The organism is Microbulbifer mixtoriginis (SeqCode), assembly GCF_052466715.1.
Map to the genome: position 1 here is coordinate 123,727 of NZ_CP174288.1, position 18,895 is coordinate 142,621.

The 18,895-nt window shown below is 50.1% G+C and carries 15 protein-coding genes; 5 read left to right on the plus strand and 10 right to left on the minus strand.

Translation table 11 applies throughout. From position 1 onward, the window contains the following. Positions 1-230: 230 nt before the first annotated feature. The 7 genes from ACJJH9_RS00835 to ACJJH9_RS00865 form a co-directional block, all read right to left on the minus strand. Positions 231-1,055, minus strand: a complete 825-nt coding sequence (locus ACJJH9_RS00835; RefSeq protein WP_444923980.1) for a DUF5694 domain-containing protein — start codon at positions 1,053-1,055, stop codon at positions 231-233. Positions 1,056-1,093: 38 nt separating this feature from the next. Then, positions 1,094-1,921: a DUF5694 domain-containing protein gene (locus ACJJH9_RS00840; RefSeq protein WP_444899617.1), complete on the minus strand. Its 828-nt coding sequence runs from the start codon at positions 1,919-1,921 to the stop codon at positions 1,094-1,096. A 204-nt stretch (positions 1,922-2,125) separates the two neighbouring features. Further along, positions 2,126-2,587 (minus strand): YccF domain-containing protein, encoded by a 462-nt coding sequence (locus ACJJH9_RS00845; protein WP_252083634.1) that lies wholly within the window; start codon positions 2,585-2,587, stop codon positions 2,126-2,128. 288 nt (positions 2,588-2,875) lie between these two features. Further along, positions 2,876-3,394, minus strand: a complete 519-nt coding sequence (locus ACJJH9_RS00850) for a nuclear transport factor 2 family protein (RefSeq protein ID WP_252083633.1) — start codon at positions 3,392-3,394, stop codon at positions 2,876-2,878. A 333-nt stretch (positions 3,395-3,727) separates the two neighbouring features. Then, positions 3,728-3,958 carry a hexameric tyrosine-coordinated heme protein gene (locus ACJJH9_RS00855; RefSeq protein ID WP_152455425.1) on the minus strand — a complete coding sequence of 77 codons (231 nt, stop codon included), beginning with the start codon at positions 3,956-3,958 and terminating at the stop codon, positions 3,728-3,730. A gap of 96 nt (positions 3,959-4,054) precedes the next feature. Next, a complete protein-coding gene (locus tag ACJJH9_RS00860; RefSeq protein WP_444899619.1) occupies positions 4,055-4,432 on the minus strand; it encodes a PH domain-containing protein in 378 nt (125 codons plus the stop codon). 165 nt (positions 4,433-4,597) lie between these two features. Continuing rightward, positions 4,598-5,518 (minus strand): LysR family transcriptional regulator, encoded by a 921-nt coding sequence (locus ACJJH9_RS00865; protein WP_252083631.1) that lies wholly within the window; start codon positions 5,516-5,518, stop codon positions 4,598-4,600. Positions 5,519-5,724: 206 nt separating this feature from the next. Between ACJJH9_RS00865 and ACJJH9_RS00870 the strand changes: the two genes are divergently transcribed. The 3 genes from ACJJH9_RS00870 to ACJJH9_RS00880 all read left to right on the plus strand — a co-directional run bounded on the left by ACJJH9_RS00870 (position 5,725) and on the right by ACJJH9_RS00880 (position 9,536). Further along, positions 5,725-7,170, plus strand: coding sequence for an NAD-dependent succinate-semialdehyde dehydrogenase (locus ACJJH9_RS00870; RefSeq protein ID WP_444899620.1), 1,446 nt, complete (start codon positions 5,725-5,727; stop codon positions 7,168-7,170). Between the two features lie 130 nt (positions 7,171-7,300). Further along, positions 7,301-8,614, plus strand: a complete 1,314-nt coding sequence (aptA, locus tag ACJJH9_RS00875) for an omega-aminotransferase AptA (RefSeq protein WP_252083630.1) — start codon at positions 7,301-7,303, stop codon at positions 8,612-8,614. A gap of 340 nt (positions 8,615-8,954) precedes the next feature. Next, on the plus strand, positions 8,955-9,536 hold the full coding sequence (locus ACJJH9_RS00880) for an HdeD family acid-resistance protein (RefSeq protein ID WP_444899621.1): 582 nt from the start codon (positions 8,955-8,957) through the stop codon (positions 9,534-9,536). 128 nt (positions 9,537-9,664) lie between these two features. On the opposite strand, the gene ACJJH9_RS00885 is transcribed toward ACJJH9_RS00880, so the two are convergent. Both ACJJH9_RS00885 and ACJJH9_RS00890 read right to left on the minus strand, forming a co-directional pair. Then, entirely contained in the window at positions 9,665-12,400 is a 2,736-nt protein-coding gene (locus ACJJH9_RS00885; RefSeq protein WP_444899622.1) for a M1 family metallopeptidase, read from the minus strand. A gap of 142 nt (positions 12,401-12,542) precedes the next feature. Then, positions 12,543-14,093, minus strand: a complete 1,551-nt coding sequence (locus ACJJH9_RS00890) for a CocE/NonD family hydrolase (RefSeq protein ID WP_444923981.1) — start codon at positions 14,091-14,093, stop codon at positions 12,543-12,545. A gap of 327 nt (positions 14,094-14,420) precedes the next feature. Here ACJJH9_RS00890 and ACJJH9_RS00895 point away from each other — a divergent pair, with 327 nt between their 5' ends. Then, a complete protein-coding gene (locus ACJJH9_RS00895) occupies positions 14,421-15,923 on the plus strand; it encodes a hypothetical protein (protein WP_444883016.1) in 1,503 nt (500 codons plus the stop codon). A 394-nt stretch (positions 15,924-16,317) separates the two neighbouring features. Continuing rightward, positions 16,318-18,483, plus strand: coding sequence for an MltF family protein (locus tag ACJJH9_RS00900; protein WP_444899623.1), 2,166 nt, complete (start codon positions 16,318-16,320; stop codon positions 18,481-18,483). A 17-nt stretch (positions 18,484-18,500) separates the two neighbouring features. Here the strand turns inward: ACJJH9_RS00900 and ACJJH9_RS00905 are convergent, their stop codons facing one another. Further along, positions 18,501-18,875, minus strand: coding sequence for a RidA family protein (locus tag ACJJH9_RS00905; RefSeq protein ID WP_444923982.1), 375 nt, complete (start codon positions 18,873-18,875; stop codon positions 18,501-18,503). Between the last annotated feature and the right edge of the window lie 20 nt (positions 18,876-18,895).

The window sequence follows — 18,895 nt, forward strand, 5'->3', positions numbered from 1 at the left end:
TAGGTATGATTATTAAGGTGGATGTAATCTTGTTTTTGTATGGTAATTCCTGAGCTGAAAATAAACTATCTTACACGTAGTTAGGGAGGGAAAACTAAAGTTAAAATTTCTTGTGTGTCTATTTTTTGCTAAGCTTGGATATCACACTATATGTAGTGTGATATCCAAGGGTATGGATTGGAATGAGTATTACTCTCAATTGTTAGTGATAAATAAGCTGGGTAGGAATTCTAGAGGTAATCATTAATATCCCAGGCCTCGCGCTGAAGATCAGTGGCCAGAAGTGTTTTCATAAGTGCGGTATGACCTGAACCCGCAATTGCGATAACCTTGGTTACTGGTTGAGCCTTAGCTTGGATGTTGGCATACATGCGAAAATTCCTATGCCACCAACTGACTGACGCATCTGCTCCTGAGAAACCTTCACCAGAATCAATATCATTTACCATAAGGTATAAATTCATATTTTTTCTGTCTCTCTCAAGAGAGTTATCAATTTGGAGCAACTGTCGTAAGGGGAGTGTTTTGTGCTGCTTACTAGCTAAAGTTCCAAAATCTGCTATTTGGGCATCAAACATTTTTTTTCTTACAGGCGCATTGGTACTCATATAGCTCATGAGTTTTTCCCCATTCCAGTGCACTTGATTTTCATCATAGCAAATAACACCATTCAGTTTCGCTTTGGCTGCAATGCGAAAACCCAGCTGTTGGTGCTCATTAACTTCGAGTTTATGTTTTCCACTCAGGTAAGATTGAAACTTTCTATCAATCTTTTCCTGTTTACTTGGGTCACACTCTAGCATCACATGGGTGGGGGATTCACCGGCTAGTTTCTCGGTTAATTGCTCCAAATAGGCTTGATTTTCTCGCGTTAGCACATCGATAACATTTAACTTTACTGTATCCCGGCCAGGGTTTGCAAAATGAAAGGTACCGAATAACATTACCTGGGCCTGCGGTACTTCAGGGCTGGATGATACTTCTTTTTCTGCAGCCCAACTTGAGCAAGAAGCCAGGGCTATGATACTGCTCAAGAGCTTTATAAGATTTCTCATTGTTCCCCTAATTCTCCATTTTTTATTTCTAATATTTTTTATAAGTATTCATTAACATCCCAAGCCCGGCGACTTTTATCAACCTCTAGAAGGGTCTTTAGGATAGCAGTATGACCTGAGCCACCGATAGCAATTACTTTAGTTCCCGGCTGGGCTTTGGCCTGTATATTAGCGTACATCCGGAAATTACGGTGCCACCAGCTGGCTGCTGCATCGGCTCCAATAAAACCTTTGCCCGCACCTATATCATTTCTTGATATATATAAATTCATATTATCATGTTCCTCTGTGGGAGCATTGTTAAATTTAAGTAGCTGGCTTAAAGATAAAGTACTATGTCTGTGAGACGTATCCTTGCCGATTTTCTCTATAAGTTTGTCATGAATTCTTTTTCTCTCCGGTGTTTCTTTAGCCATATAATTTCTTAGTTCAGCACCTTTCCAATGAACATTTCTTTCGTCATAACAAAGTACTTTATCCAGTCCCGCCTTTGCCGCTATACGAAACCCCAGCTGCTGATTCTCATTCACACTGAGATCGTGGTTGCCATTTTTATAGGAAGTGAATTTACGATTTATTGTTTTTTGACGTGTCGGCGGGCATTCAATTAATACATGGGTGGGCCCCTCATCTGCAAGCTTGCTAGTAAGTTGCTCCAAATAGCGCTGGTTATTGGGGGTCAGTACGTTGATTACCTCTGACTTTACTGAATCCAATCCAGGATTATGAAAATGAAAAACACCAAATAGCATTACTTGGGCTGCTGGTGTGTCCTGCTCTGGCATTATGGGTTTTTCAGTGGCGTAGCCAATAGAGTTGACAGCTAAAGCAAATGTACCAGCTAAAATTAAGGTAAGTTTTCTCATTGTTATACTCCCTGTGTTCATTAAAATGAGTGACGGTTGTTATGTCACTCACGGTAAGACGCTGTAGAATCACAGGGAGATGCAGTATTAATAAATTTATTGTCTGCTATTTAAATAAAGCTATCTGGTACTAATGGCTTAAAGGTTCATTGATCACCTTGTCTCATTGAAACCACTTATCAGAAAGGCCTTATTCTTAAGTGGCTAGATGTTTCCTCTCATTCTTGAAACTATCGTCTCAGCATTTTTCATCCTTGCAGCTTGGGCTACTTCTGTCACTACAATCGTTTTTCCAATTGGTGATAAGGATATGCCTGCAAGCTTTAAGTGTTGAATGGCGAAAGGGATACCAATGATGGTTACAAAGCAGGCAATAGCATGTACCAAATGACCAATCGCCAACCAAATTCCGGCAAATAGGAACCAGATGATATTGCCGATCAAGCCAAGTCCACTGGTCCCAATATCTTCGTTTAGGGTCAGCTCCTTGCGTGAAATAGCCTCACGTCCAAAGGGAAAGAATGAGAACTTGCCCATTACAAAGCAGGCCCTACCCCAGGGAATACCGATAATGCTGACAAAGGCGATTAGTGCAAAAAACCACCAGCAGAGGCCCATAAAGACTCCGCCAAGAATAAACCATAAGAAATTGCCCAGGGTTCGCACACTTACTTCCTCGAGAGTTATTGTGGGGACTTAATGCAGTTGCTGTTCAGGTACCAGGGCTAAAACCTTGCCAGGCGGCACCTAGAAAGGCGATATCTTCCCCCTTTTGATATGCCCATAGCACTCTGACGCGGTAGAGAGCTTCTATAGATGCATTAGGGCAAAAATATGAATGAAGCACAATGGCTGGCATAGAGTGGTCAATCTCACCGGCTGGCGAAAGAGAGGTGAGCGCACTAGAAGAAAGCCCAATACTGCTAAGGATTAACGTCTATTAGTTTTTATACTTTATGGGATGAGTTCGTTGGCTGGGGCATTGGCATTCAGTAGCCGCTCGCATTGACTCTTGCCAATAATTGGCAGTTGGTTATCCAAAAATCCCATTTGTTTAAGTACAGAGGCTTGATCCCAATAGATATGTTCTGAGCTGATCTTATCGCCGTCAAAGTCAATTACCGCAACATGGGGAACAGACAGTTTCCTTCCCGTGGCTTCGATACCTGGAGCGAACCAATCCATACGCAGGGAGTGTGTCAAATGCAGGATAAACTCATCGATAACTCTGTGTTTTCCTACTGTGCGAGTCAGTAGCTCCAGGCTAACATCGGCCGGCATCTGCGGTATAAAAATATCCCTATAGAAGTTCCTCAGGGGTTCCTTTCCGGTTGCACCTGTGTTTACCGGGACGTGAATTAAAACAGGGTTGTCGGTCATAGTGGCGATAGCAGCATCAGCATCCTTTAGCTCAAACTCGGCTGCTGTATGGGTTTCCCAGACCGTAACAAGTCGCTCTTCTTGCTCACTCATGTCTATAACCACTCCATATTCCAAAAGGAGATAGGTACCAATGGCAATGTGATCCACTCAATTGAGCCTTACCTTTATCGATATCTATGCGAATGTCTAGATCAAGGTTTCTCTGCCACGGGCATCCAAAAGAAAGAATAGTTGCAATATAGATTGAAAAATTGGGGATGCTGGTGTTTCTAGATGTTTATAGTGAATTCTGTTGAATATCAGCCTGGGAGATTGGTTTTATTTAGGTAAAGCTTGACTGGATATTTATGGTGAGGTAGGGGTAGAGGCGCTTTACAGAACTTTTGGCTAATTTTCAAATTCAATGTAAAGCGCTGAAATCTCTTAACCGCGCCAGTAGTTATTGGCGGCAGCTACTGTCTGAAAGTTGATGGCAACTACCTGGGATGAGGCGATCAAGCTATCTGCGTTTTCCTCGTAGGAAGCTCTCAACTTGCCTCTGACCTCATCCGAAGGTTGGGTGTATTTCACTCCCATTCTGGATAGTTTCATGGCCAATTCAAACCCTTGCTGTGCATTCTCGGTAATCAAACTTTCTAACCACATGTGTGACATGAACTTCCCTCTCTTGTGTATAAAATCTGTGGTGGCTTAAATATACCGACTTAACATTAAAAATGAAGGCCTAAATTGTGATGTCCTTCAATATTGTTAAGCCAGTACATACTTACTGATATATTGATTAAATTGGATAAGATCAAAAGACCCTTTGATTTCAAATTTGACCTTTCCCACCTCGCTGAGATACACCACGATTTCACAGTCCAGGTCAAAGGTGCCAGAGCTTTCTACAGAAAACGCCTGTATTTTACTGTAGGGCAGTGATGTGTAGTCGACCTTGGAGCCGGTAATTCCCTGGACGTTGGCTGCGATAATTCTTTTGTTGGTAAAAACCACCTGATCGCGAATGGTTTTGAACCCTGCGAAGATAGATTCACCTTCAATTAAAAATTTATTGAAATCATCTCTAGCCTCTGAGATATCAATAGGCTTCAGTTTGAATATGGGTGAATTTTCAAAGTCGATCATAAAGCTTCCATGTGATTCATTCTGACACGCAGTCATTGTATATATGCTGCATTTTTATAACAGTGCAAACCTTTGGGTTTATTGCCAGTCATTAATGGCTTATAGGTCTTTCATCTGGGAAGCAGTAACCTAGACCAATTTAGGCTAGTGTGGCTTTGCCGGTAGTTAGTTTTTAATTACTAAAGCCCGCAAAAATAGCTGCACAGCTGGGTGGTCTGCTGCATTCTTTTTAAAAGTTGCAGCATTCTGAATGCGGTAGTGAAAACGCTCGGCCAATAGCGGCTTCAGCTTGCCGCATGCCACATATTTTTGTGCGAGATAATCCGGTAGAAAGCCCACAAAACAGCCGGATAGAATCATCGCTAGCCTCGCGGCCATATGGTTAGCGGTGGAACGGTTGGGAAATAATCGGTAAAGGTGAGCCGCGCCAGAGAGCACGGCATGACTGGGGGCTGCCAGTTCCTGCTGGGTAAGTAATTCCTCGCTGACCTGATCCGCTTGGGCACATGGGTGTTGGGCGCCACAGTAGAGTGTGGATTGGTGGTGGAATAGCGGCTGGTATTCCAAGCCTGGTCGACGTGTGTGCAAGGGGTTAATCCCCACATCGGCGCGGCCGGCGAGTATCTCCAGCTCCAGTTCCTGGGGGGCGGCAAGTTGTACCTCCAGGTGTAGCTGGGGGGCCTGTTGGCGAAGGTGGGCAATGGTTGCCGGTAAATCCAGTTGTGGTATCTCCAGCACATCGTCTGGCATCACCAGACGCAGATTTCCGGTGAGGTGAGACTGAATGGCATTCACCTGGCTTTTAAAGGCCTCCAGATGGCCATCCAATTCGAGGATGGCCTCGAAGAGTGACTCCCCCTCAGGTGTCAGTTTGAAGTCGGCACGACCGCGGGAGCGCAGGCACAATTGCATACCCAGGCGGGCTTCCAGGTCGGAAATATGTACGCTAATGGTGGAGCGGCCGATATTGAGCGCTACCTCTGCAGGCGCCAGGCCACCGGCGCGCACCACTTCACGGAAAACGCGTAACAGGCGAAGGTCTATATCGCTGAGGCGCCCGCCCAAGGCGCTTTTTGTCTTGCCCATCTGCTGATTTATCCCGTGTTATTTGAGTTAGTTTGCCGTAGCTTAGGCACTGCCCGCGGAGTGGGGATTGGAGTGGACAAGCCACTTCACCCTTAAGTTTGATAAATATAAACTTTAGTTCGAAAAATACTACTATTCTCCCTGGGCTGCTGCGGCCAGAATCGCCGCAATACCATTAATAACAGTAAATTATCAGGAGTTTTCCGGTGGAACTGGCGAATCCAAACCTGTTGAAGTCTCAGAACTATATCGATGGAGAGTGGCGGGATGCTGCGGGCACCGCAGAGGTGCGCGATCCGGCCAATGGCGAAGTACTGGGCTTAGTGGCCGATGGTTCAGCGGAGGATGCAGAGGCGGCGGTAGCAGCTGCGAGCGCCGCATTCCCGGAGTGGAGCCGCCGCACCGCCGGCGAACGTGCCGCCATCCTCAAGCGCTGGTACCAGTTGATTATGGATAACAGCGATGATTTAGCGCGTCTCCTCACTTTCGAGCAGGGCAAGCCGCTGGCGGAGGCCAAGGGGGAAATTATTTATGGCGCCTCTTTTATCGAGTGGTTTGCTGAAGAGTGTCGCCGAGCCTACGGCCAGACGATCCCTACCCACAATCCGGCGATGCGCCTGAGCACCATCCGCCAGCCGGTGGGTGTGGTGACCTGCATCACCCCCTGGAACTTCCCCAACGCCATGATTACCCGTAAGGCGGCACCGGCGCTGGCAGCCGGCTGTACTGTGGTGATCAAGCCGGCACTAGAGACTCCACTGTCCGCATTGGCGTTGTGCCAGCTAGCAGAGGAAGCGGGTCTTCCCAAGGGCACCATCAATGTGGTGACCGGCAGTGACTCACCGGGCATCGGCAAGGTACTGACCCAGGACCCGCGCGTGGCCAAATTTACCTTCACCGGCTCCACCGCCGTGGGCAAGCTGCTGATGGCGCAGTGCGCCAGCACCGTGAAGAAGATGTCCATGGAACTAGGTGGCAATGCGCCTTTTATCGTATTCGACGATGCAGATATGGAGACGGCGGTGCAGGCCTGCGTGGCGACCAAATTCCGCAACGCTGGCCAGGTGTGTGTGGCCACCAATCGCATTTATGTGCACGAGTCGGTACACGATGAGTTTGTGGAAAAGCTGCGTGCCGAAGTGGCCGCACTGAAAATCGGCCATGGCTCCGAAGAAGGTGTCAGCATGGGGCCGATGATTTATCGTCGCGCGGTGGATCGGGTACAGGACCTAGTACAGGATGCGGTAGAAGCCGGGGCGAAAATCGAGATTGGCGGTGAGCAGCTGCCCAATGGAGAAAACTATTTCGCTCCCACCCTGCTGACCGATGTCACGGATGCTATGCGGGTGGCTCAGGAGGAGAACTTTGGTCCCATCGCCGCAGTACAGAAGTTTACCGATGAAGCCGATGTGATCCGCCGTGCTAACGATACCCCTTACGGTTTGGCTGCCTATGTGATGAGCGAGAACATTCGCCGCGCGAACCGTGTGGTGGAAGCGCTGGAATACGGCATGATTGCCTGTAACACCGGGGTATTCTCCACCACCGTAGCGCCTTTTGGCGGCAACAAAGAATCCGGTATTGGCCGCGAGGGCGGTGTCGAAGGCATGGCCGAATTCTACGAAACCAAATACTGCTGCTTCGGCGCCTGATTTTTAGTTTCGAACGGCAGTGCCGTGCGCTTGTCTGAGATTGCACAAGCGCCTGAAAAAATTCGTGGGAGTCGCTGGCTCCCCAACGTAAATATTTTGAAGTTTCAGGGAACTTGCGGAGATACAGTTTATGTCTGAAATGCCAACCAACGCTTTCTGGATGCCCTTTACCCCCAACCGCACCTTTAAATCTGCCCCGCGGATTGTTGAGCGCGCCGAGGGTATCTACCTCACCGAAAAAGGTGGTCGCCAGATTATTGATGCCACCGCCGGTCTCTGGTGCAGCAATGCCGGTCACGGCCGCACAGAAATTGCCGAAGCTATTTATCACCAAGCGAAAACCCTGGATTACAGCTCCATCTTCAATTTTGGTCACGAGTTGGGCTTTGAATACTCCGAGCGCTTGGTGAAGCACACTCCCGATGGCCTGGACCATGTATTTTTCGGTAACTCCGGTTCCGAGGCCGTAGAGACCGCGCTGAAAATTGCTCTGCAATACCAGCGTGCGCGTGGCAAGGGCACTCGCACCATGTTTATCGGTCGCGAAAAGGGCTACCACGGGGTGAACTTTGGCGGTATTTCCGTGGGCGGTATCGCTCCCAATTACCAGGGCTTTGGTCAGCCGGTGAAAGCGAACCATATGCGTCACACTCTGGATATTGAGCGCAACGCCTTTAGTCGCGGTTTGCCGGAGCATGGTATAGAGCTGGCGGAAGACCTGGAACGCCTAGTGGCTTTCCACGGTGCCGATCAAATTGCTGCGGTCATTGTCGAGCCGTTTGCCGGTGCTGGTGGTGTAGTACTGCCACCCAAAGGTTACCTGAAGCGCCTGCGCGAGATCTGTGACAAGCACGATCTGCTGCTGATTTTCGATGAGGTGATTTCCGGTTGGGGCCGCACCGGTTCCGCTTTCGCTTCTATCGAGTTCGATGTGACTCCAGATATGATCACCTCCGCGAAAGGTATTACCAATGCGGCGGTGCCTTTGAGTGCGGTGTTTGTAAAAGACGAAATTCATAACACTGTTATGAATGCAGCCGCCGAAGGTATGGTGGAATTTTTCCACGGTTACACCTATTCCGCACATCCAGTGGCCTGCGCTGCGGGTATGGCGACTCTGGATATTTACGAGCGCGAAGGTCTGCTCACGCGCGCGTCTGGTGAAATCGGGCAGCACTGGGAAAATGCCCTGCACAGCCTGGCGGATATGGACAATGTGATCGATGTGCGTAACTACGGCCTGGTTGGTGCTATCGAGCTACGTGCCCCTGAAAACCTCAAAGGTAAGTTCGGAGGCAAGGCTTCCCTTATGGCCTGGGAATCTGGGGTAATGGCGCGTGGTATCGGCGATGCTCTGTGTATGTCCCCACCGCTGATTATCGAAAAACACGAGATCGATGCGATTGTGGATAAACTGCGCGGTGTGATCGGCGAGTTGGCCTGACCCATACCCTCCGCCGGCAGCCTTAGGGCTGCCGGTTGTCTCCTTATCTGAATCCTTTTTTCTCCCGCTAAAACCCATCCATGCTAAGCACCCGCCCTCTAACTATTCGCTTGCCTGATTTTTACGTTCACAAGATTTCTGCGCCTATTTGTCGTTAAGGGCTACACTGAAATTAGCGGCCTGCGGCGCGATCATAGTCTTTGCAGAGTCGACTATTTGGTCGCGGCCGTGGGCCGCCGCTCCCTTATTTTTGCTGGTTCCAGGGAAAATATGTTCGGCTCTGCAAGGCTTCACAGCCTGGCGCTTCACTCAATGCTGATCTGTAACCCGGGGACTGCTTATGTCCACTGATACTTCTCCTATCCCCGCCGGCCCCATATTGAAGGTGCTCTCCGCCAACTGGTGGTTACTGCTGTTGCGCGGTGTTATCGCGGTAATCTTTGGTGTGCTGACATTTATCTGGCCGGGGTTGTCACTACTTACCCTGGTTTTGCTCTTTGGTATCTATGCCCTGCTCGATGGTATTTTTTCTTTGGTGGCGGCAGTTATGGGGCGGCATGCGAGCACTCCTCTTTGGTGGCTGATTGTGTCTGGCCTGATCAGCCTGGCTGCGGGTATTGTGACTTTTATGTTTCCCCAGGTAACCGCTTTGGTACTGGTGATTTTTATCGGTGCCTGGGCATTGGTGCGGGGAATATTTGAAATTGTTGGAGCGATCCGACTGCGCAAGGAAATCGACAACGAGTGGCTGTTGATTGCGATCGGTGTGCTCTCGGTAATTTTTGGTCTGGCAATATTGGTCAGCCCTGGAGCCGGAGCCCTGGCACTGGTATGGGTGATCGGGGCCTATGCTATTATCTTTGGTCTGCCCATGATCTGGCTGGCATTCCGCCTGCGCAAGCACAACAAAATCGAGAGCTGAAAAAAACTATCGAAGGGTACCGGTGCAATATTCGGGTGTCTGCACAGGTTATTGGTTGGAAGGTTTAGCGTGTACAGGGTGGGGAAATCTCCTCACCCTGTACGGGATAAATAACAAAAAATAGCGGTTTATTTATTTGCCAGCTCTACCGATTTTGGCAGAGCTTCCATCAGCGACTGGCCTTTTTCCTGCAATGCCATACACAACTGAATACGCTCTTCAGTCTGCGCCAGGCTGCGCTGGTAGCCGGGCGTCAGCTTGCCGTGCTGGGCGAATAGCTGCTGCAATTCATCCAATTGTTTTTTATCGCAGAAGGCATTGGCAAATGCGGGTGTATGGCGGCGGATCTGCGCGGGGATTTTATCCACAACCTGGACAAAATTATTGCGCAGCCAAGCCCAGTGTTGCTCCTGCACCAGCGGCTGCGCCAGGGCGTAGCGAATCATTGCAAAAGACTCCCGCGGACCCATCTGTTCGCTGAGTGCTAACTTTTGGATAGTCTCTATTTGCTTGGGGCTATTACTGCTGCCGATGGCATTGGCACTGGCGTTTTCAAAGCGTGGATCATCCAGCTCGGTGCGCACTTTAATCAGGTGTGTGAGGAAGTCCTCTCCGGCATCCTGGATAGCCACGGTCAGGGCGGCTTCGTACAGGTCGGAGTTCAATGCCTGGGGATCGCGCTCGGTGTTAAAGCCGGTAAAGGCTGTAGCCTTTTCCATTAACTGATTGCGGGTATCCGGGTCTTCTGCCACCAGTGCCATAAAACCGAGTAGGGCGCTGTGTAGCATTTGCTGGTCGGCATCTTCGCTGCTCGCGCTGTTGCTCAATAGTGGCAGATACAGGTTCTGGGCAAAGTTTAGGAAAGCCAAGCGCTCGGCATCGTCGAGATAATTATCGCGGTACTTACGCAGGTAGCGCAGAGGCATGGTAATTACCTGGCGCTTGTCTGCTTTCGCTGACTGGCGCACAACGTCGAGCAAGCGGGGAGCAGGTAGCTTACCGGCTTCGAAGGCAGCGAAGGCACTGTCGATAATTGAAAGTTGCTCCGTAGGGGCGAACTGGGTGAAGCGCTCGGTAAGGGCCTGCCACTGGGGCTCGGGCAGGTTCCAGCGGTAGTAGCCGCTGCCCTGTGCGTTGGGCATTACCCAGCTGGGGCAGCTGCCTGCAGCGAGTTCCAGGGTCTCTTCTTTACCGGTCAGTATCTGACACTGCTGGGTGCCGCTGTCGCTGCTAAAGCAGAAGGGGATACTCCACTGCTGTGCGGTTGTAGCAATAGGGGAGCCAAGGGGTTTGTAGCGGCTCTGGGTGACATGCAGTTTGGCTTGGGCCGGATTGCTGCAGTCCAGGGCCAGCTCCAGTTGCGGTACACCTTTTTGTTCGACAAAACTACGGAAAGTCTCTGTCAGTTCCGGGGTACTGGTTTCCTTCCCGATCACTTTGTAGAAAGAAGGGGAGTCTGCCTCACCACCGTTAAAAGCTTCCAGATAGCGGCCCAAGGCCGGACGGAATTTCTCCGCGCCGAAGTAGTTATCCACCATATTGATAACGCCCAGGCTCTTGGAATAGGTGATGGAGTCGTAGGCGTTGCGGATATTGTTGTTGTCGCTAACAGGCTCGCGAATGGCGCGGGTGCTGGCGAGGGAGTCCAACTGCATAGCGCCGATTGCGTAGGTGGCGGCGTTTAGGTCGTGGCCGCCCTCGGGTTCCATAATACGCAGGGCCAGTGGTTCGCCCCAGGTGGCGAAGCCCTCTTTTAGCCACAGGTCGTCCCACCAGGGGGGAGTCACCTGATTGCCAAACCACATATGCGCGATCTCATGGGCGTGTACCTCTACCAAAGCCAGGCGTGCGCCGGGAGCGGGGTTATCGCCCACCAGAATGCGCTGCTCGCGATAAGTGATGGCTGCAGACAACTCGGTGGCGCCACTGGGCCACTGCGGCGCGGCGATAATATCGAGCTTTTTAAAGGGGTAGGGGCGCTGCAGTTGATTCTCGAAAGTCTCCACCATTTTGGGGGTGATATCGAGGATGTAATTCATATCGCCACCGCGGCCCTGACGCGCAAAACCGCGCAGGGGAATCGGGTCCTTGCGGTACTTACTCGGTGGAATAGCTGCGCGCTCAACCACATCGAAGGGACCTACCGAGAGGGACAGCAGATAAGTGGACATGGGGGGAGTGGTGGCAAAAGTCACTCTCTCCATGCCGCCCGGCACGGTCTCGCGTTTTAATTCCGGCCCATTACTGATAGCGGCGTAGCCCTCGGGCACAGTGAGGCTGATGGAGAAGGGCGCCTTTAGGCCGGGTTCGTCGAAACCGGGCAGATATTTGCGCGCCTGGATGGACTCAGACTTGGCCAGGGCATAGGCATTGCCCTGCTCTTCCACTTTAAACAGGCCGGCTAGATTGCGATCGAAATCTGCGGCGTAATCCAGCTGCAGAGTGAAATTGCCCGCCGGCAGTTGTTCGGAGAATTCAACCGTAGCGACGCCGCTGTCGAGGACCTCGCGGTAGCTGGCTTGCACCTCACGCCCGTCTGCCAGTTGCGCAGTGGCTTTGGTTACCGACAGGTTCTTGCCGTGCAACCAGATATGGTTGCCGGCCTGGTCCAGCTGAATGTCGATAGCGACACGGCCACTGAAAGTATCTTTGCGAGGATCGAGAGTCAGGTCCAGGTGGTAGGCGCTGGGCTTTACTCCTTGGGGAAGCTTGCCCTCAGGCGCTTCTCTGATGTCCAGGGCTGTCATTTGAGCGCTGGATTCCTGGTCGATTTTCTGCGGGGCCTTTTCCGCCGGGTTACACCCGGCGACTGTTACTGATAACAGCGCCGCGCTCAGCAGGGCGAGCGGTATCTTCTTGTTCATAGAGCGATGGGGTACTTGGCCAAAAAAAGGCCATTGTACCGCTTTGGCGGAAAATTACGTGGGGCTGTGGGCGTTGAGATAGATCCAGGGGGAATGCCATGCCCGGCGATCAAGCGCTGGGCATGGTGATGGCTGTGAAAGTTTACAGGTGTGGGACAGTTAAACTGGAAACCTTGCTGCTGCTATAGGGCACAGTGATGGTGTAGTTGGTATCTTGTGGCTTCTTGTAAATAGGGCCTTGAGTATCAATAGCCATAACTACTCGGTGACCGGCAGGCACATCGTAGCTGGTGGTGAACAGTTCAACCTCCACTTTTTGCTTCTTACCTGGCTGTTCAGTGCGCACAGTAATTGGTGCGTGGGTGATCAGGCGGCCAAGGCCAAAGAAATTGACATCGTAGAGATGTACATTCATTTGAACCTCGCTCTTACTGGGCTCGATCCACATCTCTAGCTTTGGTGCGCCGCGGACTTTCAGGGTCTCAGACTGCCTTGGTGACTTGTATTCGATGGCATAGTAACCGTTGATTGCCATCATAGGAGCGTATACCGGAATGCCGAAACCTTCTAAGGCATCGGAAACCAATGGGATACCGGTACCAGCAAAGGTATCCCAGCCCCCGTGGAATTCATTACTCCAGTTCCAGCCATCATATTTACCGCTCTCCATACTGCCGCTATTGAACATGGTAAAGCGTGGTTGTAGATACCAGGTGGTGCTCTCTTGGGTTACTGGGTAGTCCTCATAGTGCTCCAGCTTGTTGCTGATACGCACGGTCATGTCCACTTTAGGTTCGCGGTTGATTCCGTTGTCTTTGCCCTTCAGGTGGTGATCGAACCAGCGGAAGCTGGTAGACCAAATGTGTCCATCGTTGCCAGAAAGTGTCTCGGTAATGGCGTGGGTACCAGGGTTTAGCATTAGCTTCTTGGGCCCCTCAAGTAGGGAGAAGAAGTCTGTCATGCTGTTGGGCTTGAAAAGATAATCGGCAAAGTTATTCGATACTAGTACTGCAGTGCCATTTTCATTTAGTTGATCGACATAGCTTATTGCCGAGCGTTTGGCGCCGAACTCTATAACTTGCTCCATGTTCTGGCCGCTGCGCAGGTCATCCCAGACTTGCTCAAGTTCAGCTTCTTTATCGAAGGCGGTAGTGACAAGTAAGCTACCCCAGACCAAGTTAACGGTTTCATTGGGGTAAAGCGCTTCAACTACATCGGCCCAGCCGGACAGCGCAGCAACCGCATCAATACGGGAGTCTTGCGCGGCGCTTAGTAGGGAAATACCGCCACCATAAGAAATACCAGCCATTCCCAGTTTGCCCACGGAGTAATTGGATTCGAGCCAATCAATCAGCACACCCACATCGGCAATGCTGTTCTCTCCGGCCACGTCCACCAGTCCACCGGAGTGGCCAAAGCCGCGGGTGGAGTAACTCAAAACCAGGTATCCATTTTCAGCCAGCTCCTTGGCCTGGAAGTGGTATTGGCGTTTTTCCAAGCCCCAGCTGTTGGTGAAGATCACGGTAGGGTAGCCCTCCGCTGGTGCCGGGGTTTCCGGCACAAACAGGTTGGCATCGAGTACCGTTCCGTCGAAAGAGGTAATATCCAGGTCGGAAATATATTCAGGGGCCGACCAGGCATGCGCTGACATCATAGCGCCGCCAAGCAGCGCCAGTAGTGGTGTAGTTTTCATTTTTTTCTCTCATCAAAGTAAATTATTTTTATTTTTTGACCATGATTAATACATTGGTCAGGAGCGCAATATATAGAACCCGGCCGCGTATTTGTATGCTGTTTGATTAAAAAATGAGACGCTTGTCTCGTAGTTTGTCGCTGCCCCCATTAGGTTTTTATATCGACTTTTTTAAATTCACTTTGTCCAGCTGGTCACATAAAAATCGCCTAAAAAGTTCATTTCTTATTCATGTTGATCTTTTTTTGATCAATAAAAACCGGTAATGTGTGCTTCTACGATTTGGCCACGGAGGGCTTCGGCAACAATGACTCGGTGGCCTGAACTATGGTTTCTCGCTCAGCTGTTTTCTTAGTACTTTTTTTCGTTTTCTCACTGTCTGCCAATGCTGCATCCCGCTACCTCGGCGAGGAGATCTGGTATCAGGTAGACAGTAAAAACTTTCGGGTTATTACCGATGGCGACCCCAAAGCGGTAAAAACCCTGGTGGCCGATCTGGAGCGCTATCGCGCCGTGGCCATAGAGCTGTTGGAGGTAGACCCCAGCGTCCCTAAGCTCACAATTTATGCAGCCGGGGACCGCAAAACCTATGCGGGTCTGGTTGGGGCTGAGTTGGCGGAGATGACCAACGGCCTGTTTGATACCTCCGCCGAGGGCAGTTATGCCCTGGTGAACCTGGATGGCCGCAGTGTAAAAAAACAGCTTAAGGCCCGTGAATTTCTTTTTCACGAATATACCCATTTCCTTAGCTATAACGGCAATACCACGCATTTCCCCTACTGGTATAGCGAGGGCTTTGCCGAATTTATGGCGACTATGTCCTTCCCTAAAAAGGGACGTTATGAACTGGGCGAAATTCCCCAGGAGCGCGCTCAGACTCTGATGTATGCCGGCTTGATGCCGCTCGACCGGCTGCTGCGTGCAACGGTGTACGATACCGACCCCGAGGAGAAAGCCGATATCTATGCCAGTGGTTGGTTGCTGTCCCACTGGTTAATGATGGAGGGCGATAAGGCGGAAGAATTTAAGCAGTTTGTCAAAGACTACAACGATGGTGCAGATCCGGTGAAATCACTGGAGAAAGCCCTGGGAATGTCGGTAAAAGAGCTTGAAAAAGTATATGTAGCCGCATTTGACTCAGGGGAATATGAGGTGGTCAGTGGGGATATCCCTGCTGATTTTAAAGAGGTAACACCTCGAGTGAAGCGCCTGCAAAAGCGGGAAGCGGTAAATGTACTGGCGAACTTTATTGCCCAGTCTGGTTACAACCTACAAGCCCTCGACGATCTTATTACCTATTCCTACCATACAGGGATCTACAGCACTGAGCTGGCTGCCATTAAGGCGAGTGCGGATCTGCGTATAGGGGATTTTCCGCAGGCCAGTCATTTGCTTGCCAGTGTGCCAAAAAAGGATCGCCGGCAACCCTGGTACCTGAGTGCCCACGCCTGGCTGACGGTGAATCAACAGGCCACGGTGCCCAACGATGCCCGCGATTTACGCAGCCTTAAAAAGGCCCGTGAAGAGTTCGACTACCTGGTGAATAAAGAGCCTCAGAATGCTTCTCACTGGTTTGGTCTGGCCATGGCTATGGAAATGTTGAGCTATCCCCGTGAGGAATATCTATCCAAGCTTGAAGAAGCTTATAAGCGCGCACCGCGGGAGCTCCATATTGCTCAGTGGCTGGCAGAAGAACTCTATCAACAGAAAAATGCGGAATACTTTGCCCGGGTGGCAAAGCCGCTGATGTTCGAACTCCCGGATGAGGAGGAGAACCGACAAATAAAAATGAGGTTGGCGGAGCTACAGGGCAAGCCTAAATCCAGCTAATAACAATAAGATGCTCACAGAATAATAGAGGGGCTGTCACTTGATGTAAGAGACAACCCATAGTCGCCAACGTATATTTGCCCGGCAATTTGGTTTGCCGGGCTTTTTTATTGAGGCTGCGGAAAACTGGTACGATTTGGCTTATTGTTACTGATGTTGGGTTTCTTCCTGATAAAGGGGGAGTACTACTTAACTACTAACATTATAACGATGACGCCTTACCCGGTGCTTTTTAACTATTGAAAGACATCGAACAGAAGTCAGAATTTGTTTTTAAATACCTTTAGACGCCGACGCCTTGCGGCGACAGTAATACTCTACGCCGCACTAATTCGCTAGTTAGTCAAAAAGTGGATGGATAACAATAACAATTTCGCTGAAATAAGGTTGAACTGTGCATAAAAAAATAGTCGCGATAACTTTTCTGATCGTCGCTCTTGTGTGTTCAGTAAGCTGTGAAAAGCGCTCTTCTCAACAAGTAGAATCACAGCAGGTTGAACCCCAACAGGTCGTCGCTGAACCCACTAAAGAACCTGAAATTGTTTTTGCGAACTACCCGGAACTCGGAGACCTACCCGCCTTACAGGAGCGAGGCATCTTGCGCTTACTTGCTCCCAGAGGCCCTGAGGAGGATGCCCTGCCGCGTTCTGGCTTGCCGCAGGGAGAGTGGCGGGAGCTTGCAGAGAAATTTGCCTACAGCCGCAACCTAAGGCCCCAGTGGGTTTATGTGGATAACTTTTCCGGTTTGGTCCCCGCTTTGGCAGAAGGCCGAGGTGATGTGATCGCCACTAATTTTTCCCGCACGGCCAAAAGACGCTCGCAGGTGGCGTTCACACGGCCGCTACAAACGGTGAATGAACTAGTAATTACGCTTCGCGATTTGAATAGCCCGCTACAGGAGGTAGCCGTTCGCCGTGGCAGTGCCTATGCCGAAACCTTGAGTGAAGATACAGATCAGGCCTATAAGGTCACGCTCCTGGATGGTGCGGTGGCAAACAGCGCATTGTTAGATGCTGTTGTCGCAGGTAAGTATCAGGCAACCGTGATGGACAGTAATTTGGCCGATGCGCTTTTGCCCGATTATCCGCAGCTCGCTGCCAGCGATCAGCTGGAATCCAGCAGAGATATTGCCTGGGCAGTTCGTCTCAATGCCATAGAGCTACGACGTGAGCTCAATGAATTCCTGACGGCAGAATTGGTATTGGCCGGGCAAAACTCCAATAAAATGATGCGGGATTGGGAGGGTATTTTAGCGGATGGCACACTGCGAGTACTGACCCGTAATCATCCAGCTTCTTACTTTATTTGGCGTGGGGAATTGATGGGGTTCGACTATGACCTGCTGAAAAAATTTGCTCGTGACCATAAGCTTCGCCTCAGTATGGTCGTGCCCGATGCGGATATGGATTTAGCAGATGCCCTGCAGGCAGGTATGGGCGATATGATCGCCTCGTCACTGACGATTACCGAGATGCGCCGTAAGCAGGGGCTCGTTTTTACACGCCCCTACCTTGAGGTGACTGAACAGCTGATTGCTCCAAGCAAAGATATCTCCCTGCAAGGTGATGTGCCCTTAGAGCAAATGCTGTCGGGAAAGATGGTGGCTGTAAACCCACAAACCAGCTACCGTGAGAGTCTCTCAGAGATGGTGGTATTGCAGCGGGAGCAGGGAATCGCCCCACTTCAGATATCTGAGCAGCTAGGCGCAACAACCGAATATTTAATCGATGCCGTTGCTCAGGGGTTATTTCCCTATACGATTGCAGATTCTCATCTGGTTGCGATCGAGAGCACTTATCGCGATGATTTTAGGGTGGTGGCTGAATTGCCCAGTGTCAGAGAAATAGCCTGGGCTGTGCGTGCTGATCAAAGCCAGCTGCTGGGAAAATTAAATAACTTTTTAAATAAACACAATCGCGATTTGTTTTTTAATGTTACTTACAATAAGTACTTTAAAGAGAAAAAGCGTATTCTTCGCCATCAGGAAAATCGCCTGCGCAGTAGTAGTGATTCACTTTCACCCTACGATCCTATAGTCCATAAATATACGGATAAAACGGATCGTGACTGGCGCATGGTGGTTGCTCAGATGTACCAAGAAAGCCAGTTCAATCCCCGCGCCCGTTCCTTTGCCGGGGCTCAAGGTCTGATGCAGGTGCTCCCGCGTACTGCTCGCCAATTAGGGGTTGATAATCTTTATGAGCCTGAGAATGGCATCCGTGCGGGAGTGTCCTATCTCGATTGGCTGGATCAACGCTTCCCACAGATGCTTTCGCAGGAGCAAAAAATATACTTTACTTTGGCTGCTTATAATGCCGGCCATGGCCATGTACGTGATGCTATAGCCCTTGCCCAGCGCATGGAATTAGATCCCAATCAATGGTTTGGCCATGTAGAACAGGCCATGCTGTTGTTATCCAAGCCTGAATACTATCGCCAGAGTCGATTTGGCTATGTACGGGGTCGGGAGCCGGTTAAGTATGTGCGGGAGATACGGGATAGATATATAGGCTATCTCGGTGTAGAGCGTAATGGGCCTCCTCGGGGAGGCGAATGGTGATTCTAGCCTTGATGGCCTTATAGCATAGCCGCTATTGCCTCAATCTCTAGTTTTAGGTCAGGATGAATCAGATTAGAAACTTCGACTAGTGAACAGGCTGGCAAGTTTCCGTCATAAAACTGAAATAACGCTTTGCGCAGGTTACTGGTCTGTTCGATGTCCTTTATGAAGATTGTTAACTTAATGAGATAAGATTTGTTCCGTCCCTCGTATTCCAGGATATTATCTATCTGAGAGAGTATCTCTTGGGCTTGCTCTAAAAATTCTTTTTTCTGAGAAGAGGTTCCCTGTGCGGTCAAGCCCGAAATGTAGAGCGTATTTTCATGGATAACAGAATGTACATAAGGGCCTTCTTGTGACGGTAGAAAGGGATATTCTCTTTTTTTAAGCATAATTAATCCAAGCTTATACG

What these genes read in the sequence shown, in the direction of transcription:
- ACJJH9_RS00885 (WP_444899622.1), bottom strand. Translation starts at nt 12,400, where the DNA reads ATGAACAAGAAGATACCGCTCGCCCTGCTGAGCGCGGCGCTGTTATCA.
- ACJJH9_RS00895 (WP_444883016.1), top strand. Translation starts at nt 14,421, where the DNA reads ATGGTTTCTCGCTCAGCTGTTTTCTTAGTACTTTTTTTCGTTTTCTCA.
- ACJJH9_RS00865 (WP_252083631.1), bottom strand. Translation starts at nt 5,518, where the DNA reads ATGGGCAAGACAAAAAGCGCCTTGGGCGGGCGCCTCAGCGATATAGAC.
- ACJJH9_RS00835 (WP_444923980.1), bottom strand. Translation starts at nt 1,055, where the DNA reads ATGAGAAATCTTATAAAGCTCTTGAGCAGTATCATAGCCCTGGCTTCT.
- ACJJH9_RS00850 (WP_252083633.1), bottom strand. Translation starts at nt 3,394, where the DNA reads ATGAGTGAGCAAGAAGAGCGACTTGTTACGGTCTGGGAAACCCATACA.
- ACJJH9_RS00855 (WP_152455425.1), bottom strand. Translation starts at nt 3,958, where the DNA reads ATGTCACACATGTGGTTAGAAAGTTTGATTACCGAGAATGCACAGCAA.
- ACJJH9_RS00860 (WP_444899619.1), bottom strand. Translation starts at nt 4,432, where the DNA reads ATGATCGACTTTGAAAATTCACCCATATTCAAACTGAAGCCTATTGAT.
- ACJJH9_RS00880 (WP_444899621.1), top strand. Translation starts at nt 8,955, where the DNA reads ATGTCCACTGATACTTCTCCTATCCCCGCCGGCCCCATATTGAAGGTG.
- ACJJH9_RS00905 (WP_444923982.1), bottom strand. Translation starts at nt 18,875, where the DNA reads ATGCTTAAAAAAAGAGAATATCCCTTTCTACCGTCACAAGAAGGCCCT.
- ACJJH9_RS00890 (WP_444923981.1), bottom strand. Translation starts at nt 14,093, where the DNA reads ATGAAAACTACACCACTACTGGCGCTGCTTGGCGGCGCTATGATGTCA.
- aptA (WP_252083630.1), top strand. Translation starts at nt 7,301, where the DNA reads ATGTCTGAAATGCCAACCAACGCTTTCTGGATGCCCTTTACCCCCAAC.
- ACJJH9_RS00840 (WP_444899617.1), bottom strand. Translation starts at nt 1,921, where the DNA reads ATGAGAAAACTTACCTTAATTTTAGCTGGTACATTTGCTTTAGCTGTC.